Source organism: Soonwooa buanensis, from assembly GCF_900167905.1.
GTDB classification, from domain to species: domain Bacteria; phylum Bacteroidota; class Bacteroidia; order Flavobacteriales; family Weeksellaceae; genus Soonwooa; species Soonwooa buanensis.
Map to the genome: position 1 here is coordinate 12,515 of NZ_FUYZ01000008.1, position 13,456 is coordinate 25,970.

Below are 13,456 nucleotides of genomic sequence, written 5' to 3' on the forward strand. Positions count from 1 at the left end.
TTATTTTTGATTTTCTTTTACTAAAATTTCTTTAATCTTTTTATCTTCCCATTTATTTCCATAAAACAATAAAATGGCATAAGCTAAGATTCCACTTCCTGCTCCTAAAACAGGAATCCAAAACCATTGTAAATCTGGCGTGCTGATTTGGTTAACATAAATAAGAAATGGAACCAAAACCACATATCCAGCCAACATTATGTAAAAAGCTTTTAACTCTTCTACTCGACTTTTTGCACGGTTCAACTTAATTTTTGAAAGCTCGGTTTCCATAGTCTAAGATTTATATTGATCTTTTTCCATAAATTCTTTAATCTTGCGCTCTTCCCAATTTTTTCCAATGGCAAAAACGTTCATTCCGTGAGCAACCAAGCCAATTCCCCAGCCTAGCATCGGCCAATAAAACCAAAGTTCTTTAGGACTTGTCATTAGGTTGATGATGACTAAAAACGGAATTACAATGCAGTACGAAATTAGATTTCCGTAGAAGCCTTTTAATTCTTTCACTCTTCTAGCCGCTTTTTCGTAGGCTAGACTTTCGTTAGATGGATTTACAATATTCATTGTGTTAATTTTTTGTTGTTCGGTTAACATTGGTATTTTGACTTTAAAATAGTCGTCTGATTTTTCTATAAAAACATTTTCTTTGGTTAAAAGCGAATAACGCTGGACAATATTGGATAAGCCGATGCCGTCTCGATCTTTTGGAAGTTCTCTGGTTTGCAAATTATTTTCGATGCACAAAAATCCATTTTCGGTATAGATTTTCATGACCAAAGGTTTTGACGATGTCGCGAAATTATGTTTGATACAATTTTCTAAAAGTAGTTGCAAAGACAACGGCACAACCTTCAATTGATAATCTTCTTTCGGAACGTTGAATTGAAACTCAACACTATCTTCAAACCTTGTTTTAAGCAGTTCAGCGTAGGTTTTTGCAAATTCCAATTCGTCTTCGACACTCACCAATTCTTTATCTTTTTGGTCTAAAACGTAACGATAAATTTTAGACATTGACAAAGTAAATTTCTGCGCCTGATCTTGGTTTTCATCAATTAAAGCACTTAAAACATTTAAAGAATTAAACAAAAAATGCGGATCCAATTGATTTTTAAGACTTTCAAATTGGGCATTCGCAGACTTTGCAATAATCTTTTGTTCTACAACTTCTTTACGCGTCACTTTTTTAAGTTCCTCCATAAAGCTTTTGGCATGAAGAAAAGCCGAAATCATTAGCGCAAAATTGATCATAAACCAATTCGCATAATTATATTTATCTGAAAAGAAAATATCCCAAGTCGTTACTTTTTGGATCAAAACGAAATTAATTCCGTTACATAAATAAGTCAGAAAAACATTAAGAACGATAGTCGCAATAACGCCAACAATCGTACGACGTTTTGTCTGATTAACCCACGAGAATCTATGATTAAGATAGTTGTTAAGCAATCCATTGGGCACAGCCATCAAAAATGTGTACATCGTCGCAATCGATAAACTTATCAAAAAAGAATTCAGGCTTTTTTCACTTGAGAAAAAAATGAAAAAAAACAATCCCGAAAAGAAGGAAATTGAAATATAAGTTTTAAGCGATTTGCGAGTCATTATCTTGATTTATGAGACAAATTTATACGAAGCTTTTATAAAATCTAAAAAAAACTTACCGAATTGTCAAATTTGTCCTCCGAACCGTTTTTTAGTTTTAATAAACATTAACAGTTGTTAGTTTTTATTATGTCTAAAAAGGAATAAAATTTGTATCTTAACCTTCAAATAACATCTTATGAACAAAAATGTAGAAGTATTACTAGCAGGCGCTTTGGGACTATTCGCGATTGTTGGCGCATTGGCAGTAAGAAAGGTTTTAAAAGAAAAATCTTATAGCGCAGACTATACAGATACACACAAATTATTTTCGAAAAAGTTTAAAAATCAATTCACGGAACATGGAGATGGCATCGAAATAAATGCATTACTGTAAAAAATGACACTATATATTTGACAGAGCCAGCTTCACAAGAGCTGGTTTTTTTGTGGAAAACTTTAAGTTAAAAGTCATTTTTATTTCGAAAATCTCTAATATTTTTACAATAATTCTTGTTCAAAAAAAGAATTGATTTTCATCTAAATTAAATCCAAACTCAACAAAATGTCATCCCAAGCTCCCAAAGGTCAAGGCGCGCAACGCAACGTCAACAACCGATTCGACCGTTATACATACGAGCCGGAAGAGGAAGATTTGGAAATGATGAAAACGCAGATTATTGAGGTTTTCCCAAAGACGATTCTTAATGTTGTCAAAAGTCCGGATCTTCCTTTGGACTATTCGATGAATCCTTACCAAGGTTGCGAGCACGGCTGTTCTTATTGTTTTGCTCGACCAACCCACGAATATTGGGGCTACAGCGCAGGAATCGATTTTGAACGAAAAATCATGGTTAAAAAAAATGCTGCAGAGCTTCTTGAAAAAACATTTCAAAAAAGAAATTATGTTCCGAAGACCATCATGCTTTCAGGGAATACCGATTGCTATCAACCCATAGAACGGCAATTCGAAATCACAAGAAAACTTTTGGAAGTCTGCCGCGATTATCGTCATCCCGTTGGGATTATCACAAAAAATGCGTTAGTATTGCGCGATTTGGACATTCTAAAAGACATGGCGGAGAAAAATCTAGTTTCGGTGTCGTTGAGTGTTCCAACACTTAATGAAAAACTACGTCGTGTTATGGAGCCAAGAACTTCGTCTACTCAAAACAAATTAAAAGCCATCAAAGTCCTTTCCCAAAACGGAATTCCGGTTAATGTCATGGTTGCGCCGATTATTCCAGCTCTGACTAGTGATGAGACTTTGTCGATTCTAAAAGCTGTTTCCGACGCTGGTGCGAATAGTGTTGGTTATACTTTGGTAAGGTTAAACGATACGGTTGAACCTGTATTTGTGGATTGGCTGACAACACATTTCCCAGACAGAAAAGACAAAGTTCTTAATCTTATTAAAAATATGCGTGGTGGAAAACTTGGCGAGAAACGATATTTTGACCGATACAAAGGCGAAGGCAATATTGCAGAAATGATTCATAAAACTTTTGAAATTGGCAAGAAGAAATTCTTTGCTAATAAAGAACGTGCGATTCTTTCAACCGAAAATTTTACAGGCAGCCGAACGCAACAACTTCGATTGTTTTAAACTAAATCCTTAACTTTAAGCAAGAATTTTAACTATGTCAAAACTTAAAATTGTCGGTCTTAACCTCGACATCGTTTGGAAAAATAAAACCGAAAATTACAAAAATATTGAAGCTGCTTTTGCTAATATTGAAGCCGATATTTTTCTTTTACCCGAAATGTTTTCGACAGGTTTTTGTATGGACGCAGAAGAAATTGCAGACCGTAATAATGAAACTCTTTCTTGGATGCAAAGCTTTGCAAAACAACAAAATACAGCAGTTGCTGGAAGTGTTTCTATAAGCGAAAACGACAAATTTTACAATCGATTTTACTTTGTAAAACCTGACGGAAGTTTTGAGTTTTACGACAAAAAGCATTTGTTTTCTTATTCTGGAGAAGATAAAATTTATACTTCAGGCGATCAACGAAAAGTTATTGAATACAAAGGTTTTAAAATTCTATTGCAAGTTTGTTATGATTTAAGATTCCCTGTTTTCCAAAGAAATTTGGGCGATTATGACCTTATGCTAAATGTGGCGAATTGGCCAAACACTCGCGTCGAAGCTTGGAGAACTTTATTAAAAGCACGTGCTATCGAAAATCAAGCTTTTGTTTTTGGTTTAAATAGAATCGGAACGGATGGCAACAATCTTAATTATGAAGAAAGCACTTTAGCTTTATTTGCTGATGGAACCGAGGTTTCGACAAGACAAAATAATTTAGTTATCGCCGAATTTGATTTGGACGAATTACAAAAATTCCGAGAAAGATTTCCATTCTTAAAAGATGCAGACGAGTTTGAATTAAAATAAAAAAATCCGGAAACATGATCCGGATTTTTCATTTATTGAAACTGCTTTAGAAGTGCCGTTAATCTGTTAACATCGTGGACTCCACTTTCTTTGTATAGCATTTCTCCCTTTTTGAAAATTGCTAAAGTCGGCACACCACGAACGCCATATTGATTAGCCAAAGCTGGATATTGATCCACATCGACTTTTATAATTCTGGCTGCTTCACCAATATTTTCTTTTACTGTTGTCAACACCGAAGATTGAACTTTACAAGGTTGACACCAAGTCGCAAAAAAATCGATAAGAACAGGTCTTTCAGAATCAATAATTTCTTGAAATTTTTGAGACATTTTATTTTTAATTAATTGTTAATAAATTATTTAGATTTACTTTCTTCTTGTATTGCTTTAACATTCTTCCACGACGTTCCAGAATACACATTTTTAATTCCGTGTTTGGTAAGAAGTTCTTTTGCGGAAGCTGCTTGTTTTCCAGTATTGCAGAAAACAACAATTTTATCTTTAGATTTTAAATCCTCAACTTGAGATTCTAAATCCTTCAAAGGAATATTGACAGCATTATCTGCTGTTCCTTCTGCGTATTGCTCCGGAATCCTAACGTCGATTAAAGTTGTTTGTGGATCATTAACCAAAGATCTCATATCCACTTTTTGATCAGACACATTTGCATTAGATACTGTTTGGCAAGATGTTAAACTTAAACCAACCAGCATCGACATCATCATATATTTTTTCATATTACAAAGTTTTAGACTGACAAACAAAATCTGTTGTCGCTACTTTTTCAGTTTTTTTAATTCCATTAAAACCACCTTCAACTTCGGTAAAGTTTCTAATACCTCGAGCATTAAAAATACTTGCAGCAATCATACTTCTATAACCCCCCGCGCAATGTAAAAAGAAATGTTCGGTATCATCAATGCTATCAACCCATTCGCTAATTTCGGCAAGTGGCCTGTGATAAGCATCATTAATATGTTCTGCGGAATACTCTCCTATTTTTCTAACATCAATAACTTTATCTTCTGGTTTGAAAGCATCAGCAAATTGTTGCGGAGAAATTCTTTTAACCTCATCAATCTCTTTCCCTGCATTTTTCCAAGCTTCGAAACTTCCGTCCAAATAACCCAAAACATTGTCAAAACCAACGCGACTCAATCTCGTAATAACTTCCTCTTCTGTTCCTGCATCACTAACCAAAATAATCGGTTGATTAACATCAACAATCATCGCTCCTACCCAAGGTGCAAAATCACCTTTCACACCAATATTAATAGAGTTTGGAACAAAACCTTTATGGAAATCTGCGGCACCTCTCGTGTCCAAAATCAACGCATCCGTATTTTCTGCAATTGTCACGAAATCTTCGACAGACAAAGGATTCTTCCCTTTTTTCATAACATCATCAAAAGAAGCGTATCCGCTTTTATTCATCGCGACATTCATTCCAAAATATTTTGGCGGCGCCGAAAGTCCATCCAAAACTTCAGTGACAAAACTTTCTTTATCAGGTTGATTAAGTGCGTAGTTTGTTCGTTTTTGATTGCCTAAAGTGTCAACGGTTTCCTTTTGCATATTCTTTCCACAAGCCGAACCTGCGCCGTGTGCTGGATACACTGTGATATCATCTGCAAGCGGCATAATCTTCTTTTGCAAACTGTCGTATAACAAGCCAGCCAACTCTTCTTGCGTCATACTCGCAGATTTTTGAGCCAAATCTGGGCGACCTACATCACCTAAAAACAATGTGTCTCCTGAGAAAATTGCTGTTTCTTTTCCGTTTTCGTCAATCAAAAGATAAGTTGTACTTTCCATTGTGTGACCAGGTGTGTGAAGTGCTTTTATTTTCACTTTTCCAATTTCGAAAATTTGCTCATCACCAGCAATAATAGCATCAAACTCTGGATTTGCTGTTGGTCCGTAAACAATTGGTGCACCCGTTTTTTGACTCAAATCCAAATGCCCAGACACAAAATCTGCATGGAAGTGCGTTTCAAAAATATATTCTAGTTTTACTTTATCTTTTTCTAAACGTGCTATATAAGGCGATACCTCGCGAAGAGGATCAATAATTGCAGCTTCGTTTTCCGAAACAATATAATAAGCGCCTTGTGCCAAGCAACCGGTATAAATTTGTTCTACCTTCATATTTTCAGTTGTAAAATTTCTGTTTGTAGTGTTGCAAAAATCGTTCTTTAAACTTTAAAAATGTTAAAAATCAGGAATTGCAACAATCGATGTTGTCTATTTGGAATTAAAAAGAAGCTCTTATAGAATTTCTTTTACCGTATGAGACTGATTACCAAGATCTATCCTATCTCCAATTTTATGATTTTCTAAACTCTTAAATGCTGGAGCCTCTGTAGAAAAACTAATGACAGATTGGTTTTCAAAGTTAAATTTTGGGACAGAAAGTCCGACAAAGACAATTACACCATCCAGCACAACCAAACTACCTTTCTCAATTTCGGTGTGTGACAAATCTCTTTCAACCACCAAAAAGCTCATTTCATCTTGGGCTTTTTTCAAAAGTTGCTCAAAGCGAAGTTGCATATCTTTAGCTTGTACTTGTTGAGACAAATCATCAGGATCAATCGTGTTGTCTTCTTCCAAATCGGAAGCTGTCACATATCTGTTAACTGAATATTCAAGATTATCAACTACTTTTTGTTGTTCATTGATAATGGCATCCATTATTGCTATTCTGTTCATCTTTAATTTTTTGGTATTTAACAAATTTAATAAAATAAAGCTAGATTAATATTGATTTACATCAAGCAAGCATTTTATTTATCCTTGTGTTTTTAAGATGAATTTATTTACCTTTATCTTTTTATTTAAATCCAAACAAATGGCGGACAAAGCAAAATTTATTGAAGAACTTAACTCCAGATATAGCCCAAAAGGCGAACATATTATTTTAGGAAAAGCCATGTTAGATGGTGAAGTGTTACCAGAAGTCAATGTTACTATCCCTCTGAAAACCATTAACAGACATGGTCTAATTGCTGGTGCAACAGGAACTGGTAAAACTAAAACGCTTCAAGTTTTTGCTGAACAATTATCACACGCTGGTGTTCCATCTTTGGTACTTGATATTAAAGGCGATTTCTCAGGAATTGCAGAAGCAGGAACTCGAAATGCCATTATCGACGAACGCTATAACAAAACTCAATTAGCTTACGAACCACAAGCTTTTCCAGTAGAATTGATGACAATCTCAGGCGAAAAAGGTGTTAAACTTCGTGCAACAGTAACAGAGTTTGGTCCGATTTTGTTAAGTAAAATTTTAGGATTAAATGATACGCAGCAAAGTATTATGTCCATCGTTTTTAAATATTGTGATGACAAAGGTTTGCCTTTAATTGATTTGGATGATCTTAAAAAAGTTTTACAATATGTCACTGACAATAAAGACGGCAAAGCTGAATTAGCAGCAAGCTACGGATCGATTGCGCCAGCTTCATTAGGAGCAATTTTGCGTTCTATTGTTGCTTTGGAACAACAAGGTGCAACTGCATTTTTTGGAGAACCAAGTTTTGACGTTCATGATTTGTTACAAACGAGAGACGGAAAAGGCGTCGTAAACATCTTAAGAGTCGCAAATATCCAAAATCAGCCACAGTTGTTTTCCACATTTATGCTTTCGCTTTTTGCTGAAATCTATATGACTTTCCCTGAAGAGGGTGACAGTGGAAAACCAAAATTGGTTTTGTTTATTGATGAAGCGCATTTAATCTTTAATGAAGCTTCCAAAACGCTTTTATCGCAAATTGAAACGATGGTAAAATTAATCCGATCCAAAGGTGTGGGGATTTATTTTATCACACAAATTCCGGGTGATGTTCCAGAAAATGTATTGTCTCAATTGGGTTTAAAAATTCAACATGCATTGAGAGGTTTCACTGCAAAAGACAAAAAAGAAATAACAAAAGCGGTTGAAAACTATCCAACAACCGAATATTATAACGCTGCTAATCTCATTCAGAATTTAGGAATTGGTGAAGCTTTTGTAACCGCCTTGGATGAAAAAGGTATTCCAACGCCGTTGGTGCAGACTTATTTAATTTCGCCTGAATCGAGAATGGATGTTCTTAATGACGCCGAAGTTTCGGAACTGACAAGCAAATCTGCAATGGTTGCGAAATATGAGCAAAGCATTAATAAAGAATCAGCTTTTGAAATTTTAAGTCAAAGGATGAATCAAGCAGTAGAAACAGCCGCACCAACACAAAAAACAAAACCTATAAAAGAAGAACCTGGAATGTTCGAATCTGTTATGAAATCGAGCGCAGGAAGAACCTTCACCAACACCTTGATGCGAGAAGGCGCAAAAGCGATCCTTGGGATGTTAGGCCTAGGTGGAAGAAGAAGATAAAATCCGTTTTTGGAAACGAAGAACTAGAATGTTGATGTATTCCGTAGTAGATATAGAAAGTAATGGCGGGCCGTACCGCAAAGAAAACATCATAGAAATTGCAATTTATCGATATGATGGTCACGAGATTGTTGACCAGTTTATATCGTTGGTTAATCCCGAAGCAGATATCACGTCTTTTGTGCAAAAACTGACCGGAATAACACCAAACATGGTGAAAACTGCACCAAAATTCCATGAAATTGCGAAACGTATTGTAGAAATCACCAAAGATTCGACTTTGGTTGGACACAATATTGAATTCGATTATCGCATGTTGCGTCAATCCTTCAAAAGGCTTGGTTACGACTTCAAAATCAACACTTTAGATACAATTCCGTTAGCGAAAAAATTAATTCCAAACGAAAAAAGTTATTCATTAAGTAAACTTTGCAAGTCGATTGGTATTCCGTTATCGGAAGCGCATCGCGCAAGTGGCGATGCTAGAGCAACTTTAGATTTACTTAAACTACTGATTACCAAAGATAAAGATCACGAAATAATCGAATCACAGTTTGAGGAAAGTAAAGCCCAAAACTACGTCAACAAAATAAAAGAGTTAACGGAGGATTTGCCAGCAGATCGTGGTATTATTTATTTCCAAAACAAAGACGGGAAAATTATTTTCTACGATCTGGTAGACAACATTTATAAAGCAGCGAAAAAAGTATTTAATTCTAATGCTAAAAAATTAAAAAGCATACAATCCGAAGTTGAGCAAATCCATTACGAATTAACTGGTAATGAAGTGATTGCACAACTCATCATGAAGACCAAAAATCTTAGTAAAGTTCAAAAACTAAGTTTTGGATTGTTTTTTAAAAACGGAAAATACAGCGTTGATAAATTTAATAAAGAAACAGAACCAAAACCTTTTTTAAAATTCAAAAGTTATACGCAAGGGCTCAAAGCTTTGAGTTTTATTAAAAACCAACAAGAGCTTCATGATGTTAATAATCTTACAAAAAAAATCAATCTAAAATCACGCAACGAAGTTTGGACTTCGCAAGGCAGACAACTTGGCGAGCGTGTTTTTATCATTTTTGAAAAGGGAAAACTAAAAGGTTTTGGATTCTACGAGCTTTATCATCAAATCCAAACTTTGGACAAAATCAACAAGTTGATTATTCCGATTTCTAGCGTTTCACCATATTTAAAAAACGAATTACAATTATCACTTTTGCGCGGTGATTTCGAAATACAAGCGCTTCCACAACACTGATTTTAGGTTTAAGTTTTATATTTCAAGTTATTTTCGGTGTTTTTATCTAAAAATTACCGAAATTTGCACGTTTATTTTTTCAAAAAAATTTAGTTTAATCCAATGACCAATCAAGATTTATTAAAAATTGCAGATGAGTTCGGTACACCTGTGTATGTGTACGATGTAGAATCGATAAAAGTGCAGTACGAAAAGTTGACTGGTTCTTTCTCGAAGAACACACGATTTTTCTACGCTGCCAAGGCTTTGACCAACATTAATATCTTGAAATACATTGAGAAACAGGGTGCTAATCTCGATTGTGTTTCGATCAACGAGGTCAAACTTGGATTAAAAGCTGGTTTTTCATCCGACCGAATTCTCTTCACGCCAAATTGTGTTGACATTACAGAAATCGAGGAAGCAATGGCTTTCAACGTGCATATCAACATCGATAACATTTCGATTTTGGAGCAATTCGGTAACAAACACGGTGGCAACTACCCTATTTTTATCAGAATTAATCCGCACATTTTTGCTGGCGGAAATTATAAAATTTCCACAGGACATATCGATAGCAAATTTGGGATTTCGATCCATCAAATGCGCCACATCGAGCGTATTGTTAAGTCTACAAACATCAATGTAGAAGGACTTCACATGCACACGGGTAGCGAGATTAAAGATCCAGATGTGTTTTTGCAAGGTTTAGAAATTATGTTCGAATTGGCTGATCATTTTCCAAATCTAAAATACCTCGACATGGGAAGCGGCTTCAAAGTGCCTTTCCAAGATGGTGATTTAGAAACTGATGTTAAATCTTTAGGAAAAAAAGTTGACAAAGCGATGAAAGATTACACCAAAGAAACTGGAAAAGAATTCCAACTTTGGTTTGAACCAGGGAAATATTTAGTAAGTCAAAGTGGACATTTTTTGGTAAAATCAAATGTTATTAAACAAACGACTGCAACGGTTTTTGTTGGTGTTAACTCTGGTTTCAATCATTTGATACGTCCAATGTTCTACGATGCTTATCATAAAATCGAAAATCTTTCTAACCCAAAAGGCCCAGAAAGAATCTACACGGTTGTCGGAAATATCTGTGAGACAGATACTTTCGCATGGGATAGAAAGCTTCACGAGGTTAGAGAAGGCGATGTTTTAGTGTTTAGAAATGCAGGTGCTTATGGTTTTGAAATGAGTTCAAATTTTAATTCAAGATTAAAACCTGCCGAAGTGATGTTCTTGGACGGAAAAGCAACTTTGATAAGAAAACGTGAAGAATTTGAAGATTTATTAAAAAATCAAATCGAAGTTTTGTAAATTAGAATTATGAAAAAAATAGCTTTAGTTTTTAGTTTGATTTCGGCTTTCTCTTTTGCGCAAACCGATGTTGAAGACCAAGCACCAGAAAGTATGGTAAGCTTGCAAACGGCGCAAAATGTCATGACTTACGACCTGCGTGGTATTTATCAGATTGCTGATAAAACTTGCCCTGCTGATCAAGGTCATACTTTTAATTCTGTAAAATATTCTGAGGGCGAGCAACAATTAAATACGGACCTTAAGAAAAGAATCAATCAATATCTTAACTCCGATGCTTATGCAGCAGACGGACATTTTTATATTGATTTGACCATCAGTAAATCTGGCGATATTAAGCAAATTAATGTTGGTCCAGATGTTCCTAATACACGTTATTTTTATGAAGATCTAAAATCTGCTGTAAAAAAACTAAAAGGAAAATGGATACCTGCAAGTTGTGACGCAACGCCGATAGAATCTAAAGTGCGAGTTAAGCTACTTTTCGATTCTTTAGTTATTGACAACAACGCAAATTAATATAAAAGCTCGGTTAATCCGAGCTTTATTTTTTTAGTTCAACCAAATATTGATAATGATTATCTTCGAAAAGGACTTTCATTTCCCAGCCCAATTCTTCTGCAACTTCTCGCAATTTATCTTGGTCAATATATAACCATTTGAAGAAATCTGTTTTAAGATTTTTGTAAGAGTAAGCGCATTCAACTTCACCATAATAGCGTTCTGGCAAAATATCATGTTCGTACATATAGATCGTATCTGACGAATCAAAAACCAATCTTCCATCTTCGTTAAGAAGTTCTTCCGACTTTTTTAAAAATGTTTTTAAATTTTCAATTGTTCCGCAAAGTCCAATACCATTCATTAAAAGTAAAATCGTATCGAATTTTTCCTCTGAATTAAACTTAAAAAAGTCGGCACAAATTACATCTTTCACGCCACGAGATTCCATAACTTCACAAGCCGCAGGAGAAATTTCTAATGCTGAAACGTCGAGTCCTTTCACTTGCAAAGCCAAAGCGTGAGAACCTGCGCCAGCGCCAACATCCAGAATGCGTCCTTCACAATTTTCTAATGCAACATCCTCCAATTCTGGCATTTCGACCTCATCGCGGAAATACATAGAAATCGGCATTTCTACTTTTGGACCAAATTGATCGTGAACATAAAGTTTTGATTTTAATTTTTTTTCGTAAAAATCTTTGATGGCCAAGCCCGGAAGATCTGTCATAAACTGAATTTGAAAGTGTAAAAATACTCAAATCAACTGAAATTATCTATCGAAAAACAAAGCTTAAAACTCAAAAATGAAATAGCTTTGCAAAGAAATTTAATCTAAATGAAAACAACTCTCATAACTGGCGCAACGTCAGGAATTGGAAAAGCAACCGCTTATCTTTTAGCACAACAAAAGCATCAACTTATCCTTTGTGGACGCAACGAAGCTGCTTTAGAAACGATAAAAAACGAACTTTCTCAACTAACCGAAGTTTGTACTTTAGCATTTGATGTTCGTGATCGCAATCAGGTTGAAACCGCTTTTAAAAACATTCCTGATCATTTTAAAAACATTGATAATCTCATCAACAATGCTGGAAATGCGCACGGTTTGGACTCTTTAGAAAACGGAGATATGGACGATTGGGACGCGATGATGGATGGTAATGTGAAAGGTTTGCTTTATGTTTCTAAACAAGTTATTCCGCAGATGAAAGCTAGAAACTCTGGACATATTGTGAACATCTCCTCAGTTGCTGCAAGACAAACTTACGCAAACGGTGTTGTCTATTGTGCGAGCAAAAAAGCAGTTGATACCATTTCTGAAGGCATGCGAATCGAGTTGACAGAATTCGGAATTAAAGTGACCAATATTCAGCCTGGCGCTGTGGCTACAGATTTCTCTAAAATTCGTTTTAAAGGCGATGAAGAAAGAGCTGCAACGGTCTACGCAGGTTACGAAGCTTTGAAAGCCGAAGATATTGCAGATGCCATTTCGTATTGTATTAATGCTCCTGATCGTGTTTCGATTGCTGAACTTTGCATTTATCCAAAAGCGCAAGCAGAACCCAGAATTATTTATAAAAAGTAATGACTTACAAATATTTAAGCTTATTTATTTTAGTATTTAATTTAAGTCTATTTTCAGCACAGACTTTAGAGCGAACGTTAGAAATCAAAGTCAAAGCTTTGGATAGTTTGATGCAAACGAACAATCCTAATATTCTTAATTTGCTTGCTAAAGATGTTAGTTTTGGACATTCTAATGGTTGGATTCAAAATATTGATGATTTTAAAAAAGATATTATTTCTAAAAAAATCGATTACAAGTCTGTAAAACAAACCGCATTAAAAGAGTTTAAAACTTATAAAAAAACCGCTTCTATTCGCAGAATTGTTCATGTTATAGGAACTTACAAAAGCTATGATTTTACAATGGATTTGTCGGTTTTAGAAATTTGGATTAAAAAAGCTGGCGACTGGAAATTGTGGTCGCGACAAAGTGTGGAAATAAAAAACTAATTTTGACAAA

16 protein-coding genes are annotated in these 13,456 nt (G+C 35.0%); 9 read left to right on the forward strand and 7 right to left on the reverse strand.

What is annotated here, in order from left to right; genetic code table 11:
- Positions 1 to 273, reverse strand: coding sequence for a 2TM domain-containing protein (locus tag B5X62_RS11010; protein WP_079667481.1), 273 nt, complete (start codon positions 271 to 273; stop codon positions 1 to 3).
- A gap of 3 nt (positions 274 to 276) precedes the next feature.
- A complete protein-coding gene (locus B5X62_RS11015) occupies positions 277 to 1,506 on the reverse strand; it encodes a 2TM domain-containing protein (protein WP_245797186.1) in 1,230 nt (409 codons plus the stop codon).
- A 277-nt stretch (positions 1,507 to 1,783) separates the two neighbouring features.
- Here B5X62_RS11015 and B5X62_RS11020 point away from each other — a divergent pair, with 277 nt between their 5' ends.
- The 3 genes from B5X62_RS11020 (at position 1,784) to B5X62_RS11030 (ending at position 3,983) form a co-directional block, all read left to right on the forward strand.
- Entirely contained in the window at positions 1,784 to 1,981 is a 198-nt protein-coding gene (locus B5X62_RS11020; protein ID WP_079667483.1) for a hypothetical protein, read from the forward strand.
- A gap of 168 nt (positions 1,982 to 2,149) precedes the next feature.
- Positions 2,150 to 3,190: a PA0069 family radical SAM protein gene (locus tag B5X62_RS11025; protein WP_079667484.1), complete on the forward strand. Its 1,041-nt coding sequence runs from the start codon at positions 2,150 to 2,152 to the stop codon at positions 3,188 to 3,190.
- A gap of 34 nt (positions 3,191 to 3,224) precedes the next feature.
- Entirely contained in the window at positions 3,225 to 3,983 is a 759-nt protein-coding gene (locus B5X62_RS11030) for an amidohydrolase (protein ID WP_079667485.1), read from the forward strand.
- Positions 3,984 to 4,015: 32 nt separating this feature from the next.
- Here the strand turns inward: B5X62_RS11030 and B5X62_RS11035 are convergent, their stop codons facing one another.
- The 4 genes from B5X62_RS11035 to B5X62_RS11050 form a co-directional block, all read right to left on the reverse strand.
- A complete protein-coding gene (locus tag B5X62_RS11035; protein WP_079667486.1) occupies positions 4,016 to 4,315 on the reverse strand; it encodes a thioredoxin family protein in 300 nt (99 codons plus the stop codon).
- A 26-nt stretch (positions 4,316 to 4,341) separates the two neighbouring features.
- A complete protein-coding gene (locus tag B5X62_RS11040) occupies positions 4,342 to 4,722 on the reverse strand; it encodes a rhodanese-like domain-containing protein (RefSeq protein ID WP_079667487.1) in 381 nt (126 codons plus the stop codon).
- 1 nt (position 4,723) lies between these two features.
- Positions 4,724 to 6,133 (reverse strand): MBL fold metallo-hydrolase, encoded by a 1,410-nt coding sequence (locus B5X62_RS11045; RefSeq protein ID WP_079667488.1) that lies wholly within the window; start codon positions 6,131 to 6,133, stop codon positions 4,724 to 4,726.
- Positions 6,134 to 6,253: 120 nt separating this feature from the next.
- Complete coding sequence (locus B5X62_RS11050) at positions 6,254 to 6,697, reverse strand: hypothetical protein (protein WP_079667489.1); 444 nt, start codon at positions 6,695 to 6,697, stop codon at positions 6,254 to 6,256.
- Between the two features lie 139 nt (positions 6,698 to 6,836).
- Here B5X62_RS11050 and B5X62_RS11055 point away from each other — a divergent pair, with 139 nt between their 5' ends.
- From B5X62_RS11055 to B5X62_RS11070, 4 genes are all read left to right on the forward strand, one after another.
- Positions 6,837 to 8,363 carry a helicase HerA-like domain-containing protein gene (locus B5X62_RS11055; protein ID WP_079667621.1) on the forward strand — a complete coding sequence of 509 codons (1,527 nt, stop codon included), beginning with the start codon at positions 6,837 to 6,839 and terminating at the stop codon, positions 8,361 to 8,363.
- A 34-nt stretch (positions 8,364 to 8,397) separates the two neighbouring features.
- Positions 8,398 to 9,624: a 3'-5' exonuclease gene (locus B5X62_RS11060; RefSeq protein ID WP_079667622.1), complete on the forward strand. Its 1,227-nt coding sequence runs from the start codon at positions 8,398 to 8,400 to the stop codon at positions 9,622 to 9,624.
- Positions 9,625 to 9,726: 102 nt separating this feature from the next.
- Positions 9,727 to 10,926, forward strand: a complete 1,200-nt coding sequence (gene lysA, locus B5X62_RS11065) for a diaminopimelate decarboxylase (protein WP_079667490.1) — start codon at positions 9,727 to 9,729, stop codon at positions 10,924 to 10,926.
- A gap of 9 nt (positions 10,927 to 10,935) precedes the next feature.
- Positions 10,936 to 11,445: a hypothetical protein gene (locus B5X62_RS11070; RefSeq protein WP_079667491.1), complete on the forward strand. Its 510-nt coding sequence runs from the start codon at positions 10,936 to 10,938 to the stop codon at positions 11,443 to 11,445.
- A 25-nt stretch (positions 11,446 to 11,470) separates the two neighbouring features.
- Here B5X62_RS11070 and B5X62_RS11075 read toward each other — a convergent pair whose 3' ends face one another.
- The gene (locus tag B5X62_RS11075) at positions 11,471 to 12,157 is read right to left on the reverse strand and encodes a class I SAM-dependent methyltransferase (protein WP_079667492.1); all 687 of its coding nucleotides are present in this window, start codon (positions 12,155 to 12,157) and stop codon (positions 11,471 to 11,473) included.
- A gap of 108 nt (positions 12,158 to 12,265) precedes the next feature.
- Here B5X62_RS11075 and B5X62_RS11080 point away from each other — a divergent pair, with 108 nt between their 5' ends.
- Together B5X62_RS11080 and B5X62_RS11085 are read left to right on the forward strand one after the other, a co-directional pair.
- Positions 12,266 to 13,015 (forward strand): SDR family NAD(P)-dependent oxidoreductase, encoded by a 750-nt coding sequence (locus B5X62_RS11080; RefSeq protein ID WP_079667493.1) that lies wholly within the window; start codon positions 12,266 to 12,268, stop codon positions 13,013 to 13,015.
- A complete protein-coding gene (locus tag B5X62_RS11085; RefSeq protein WP_079667494.1) occupies positions 13,015 to 13,446 on the forward strand; it encodes a nuclear transport factor 2 family protein in 432 nt (143 codons plus the stop codon). Before B5X62_RS11080 ends, B5X62_RS11085 begins: the two co-directional genes overlap by 1 nt.
- Positions 13,447 to 13,456: the final 10 nt, after the last annotated feature.

What these genes read in the sequence shown, in the direction of transcription:
- B5X62_RS11080 (WP_079667493.1), top strand. Translation starts at nt 12,266, where the DNA reads ATGAAAACAACTCTCATAACTGGCGCAACGTCAGGAATTGGAAAAGCA.
- B5X62_RS11040 (WP_079667487.1), bottom strand. Translation starts at nt 4,722, where the DNA reads ATGAAAAAATATATGATGATGTCGATGCTGGTTGGTTTAAGTTTAACA.
- B5X62_RS11060 (WP_079667622.1), top strand. Translation starts at nt 8,398, where the DNA reads ATGTATTCCGTAGTAGATATAGAAAGTAATGGCGGGCCGTACCGCAAA.
- B5X62_RS11055 (WP_079667621.1), top strand. Translation starts at nt 6,837, where the DNA reads ATGGCGGACAAAGCAAAATTTATTGAAGAACTTAACTCCAGATATAGC.
- B5X62_RS11050 (WP_079667489.1), bottom strand. Translation starts at nt 6,697, where the DNA reads ATGAACAGAATAGCAATAATGGATGCCATTATCAATGAACAACAAAAA.
- B5X62_RS11070 (WP_079667491.1), top strand. Translation starts at nt 10,936, where the DNA reads ATGAAAAAAATAGCTTTAGTTTTTAGTTTGATTTCGGCTTTCTCTTTT.
- B5X62_RS11035 (WP_079667486.1), bottom strand. Translation starts at nt 4,315, where the DNA reads ATGTCTCAAAAATTTCAAGAAATTATTGATTCTGAAAGACCTGTTCTT.
- B5X62_RS11075 (WP_079667492.1), bottom strand. Translation starts at nt 12,157, where the DNA reads ATGACAGATCTTCCGGGCTTGGCCATCAAAGATTTTTACGAAAAAAAA.
- B5X62_RS11085 (WP_079667494.1), top strand. Translation starts at nt 13,015, where the DNA reads ATGACTTACAAATATTTAAGCTTATTTATTTTAGTATTTAATTTAAGT.
- lysA (WP_079667490.1), top strand. Translation starts at nt 9,727, where the DNA reads ATGACCAATCAAGATTTATTAAAAATTGCAGATGAGTTCGGTACACCT.
- B5X62_RS11030 (WP_079667485.1), top strand. Translation starts at nt 3,225, where the DNA reads ATGTCAAAACTTAAAATTGTCGGTCTTAACCTCGACATCGTTTGGAAA.
- B5X62_RS11045 (WP_079667488.1), bottom strand. Translation starts at nt 6,133, where the DNA reads ATGAAGGTAGAACAAATTTATACCGGTTGCTTGGCACAAGGCGCTTAT.
- B5X62_RS11010 (WP_079667481.1), bottom strand. Translation starts at nt 273, where the DNA reads ATGGAAACCGAGCTTTCAAAAATTAAGTTGAACCGTGCAAAAAGTCGA.
- B5X62_RS11025 (WP_079667484.1), top strand. Translation starts at nt 2,150, where the DNA reads ATGTCATCCCAAGCTCCCAAAGGTCAAGGCGCGCAACGCAACGTCAAC.
- B5X62_RS11020 (WP_079667483.1), top strand. Translation starts at nt 1,784, where the DNA reads ATGAACAAAAATGTAGAAGTATTACTAGCAGGCGCTTTGGGACTATTC.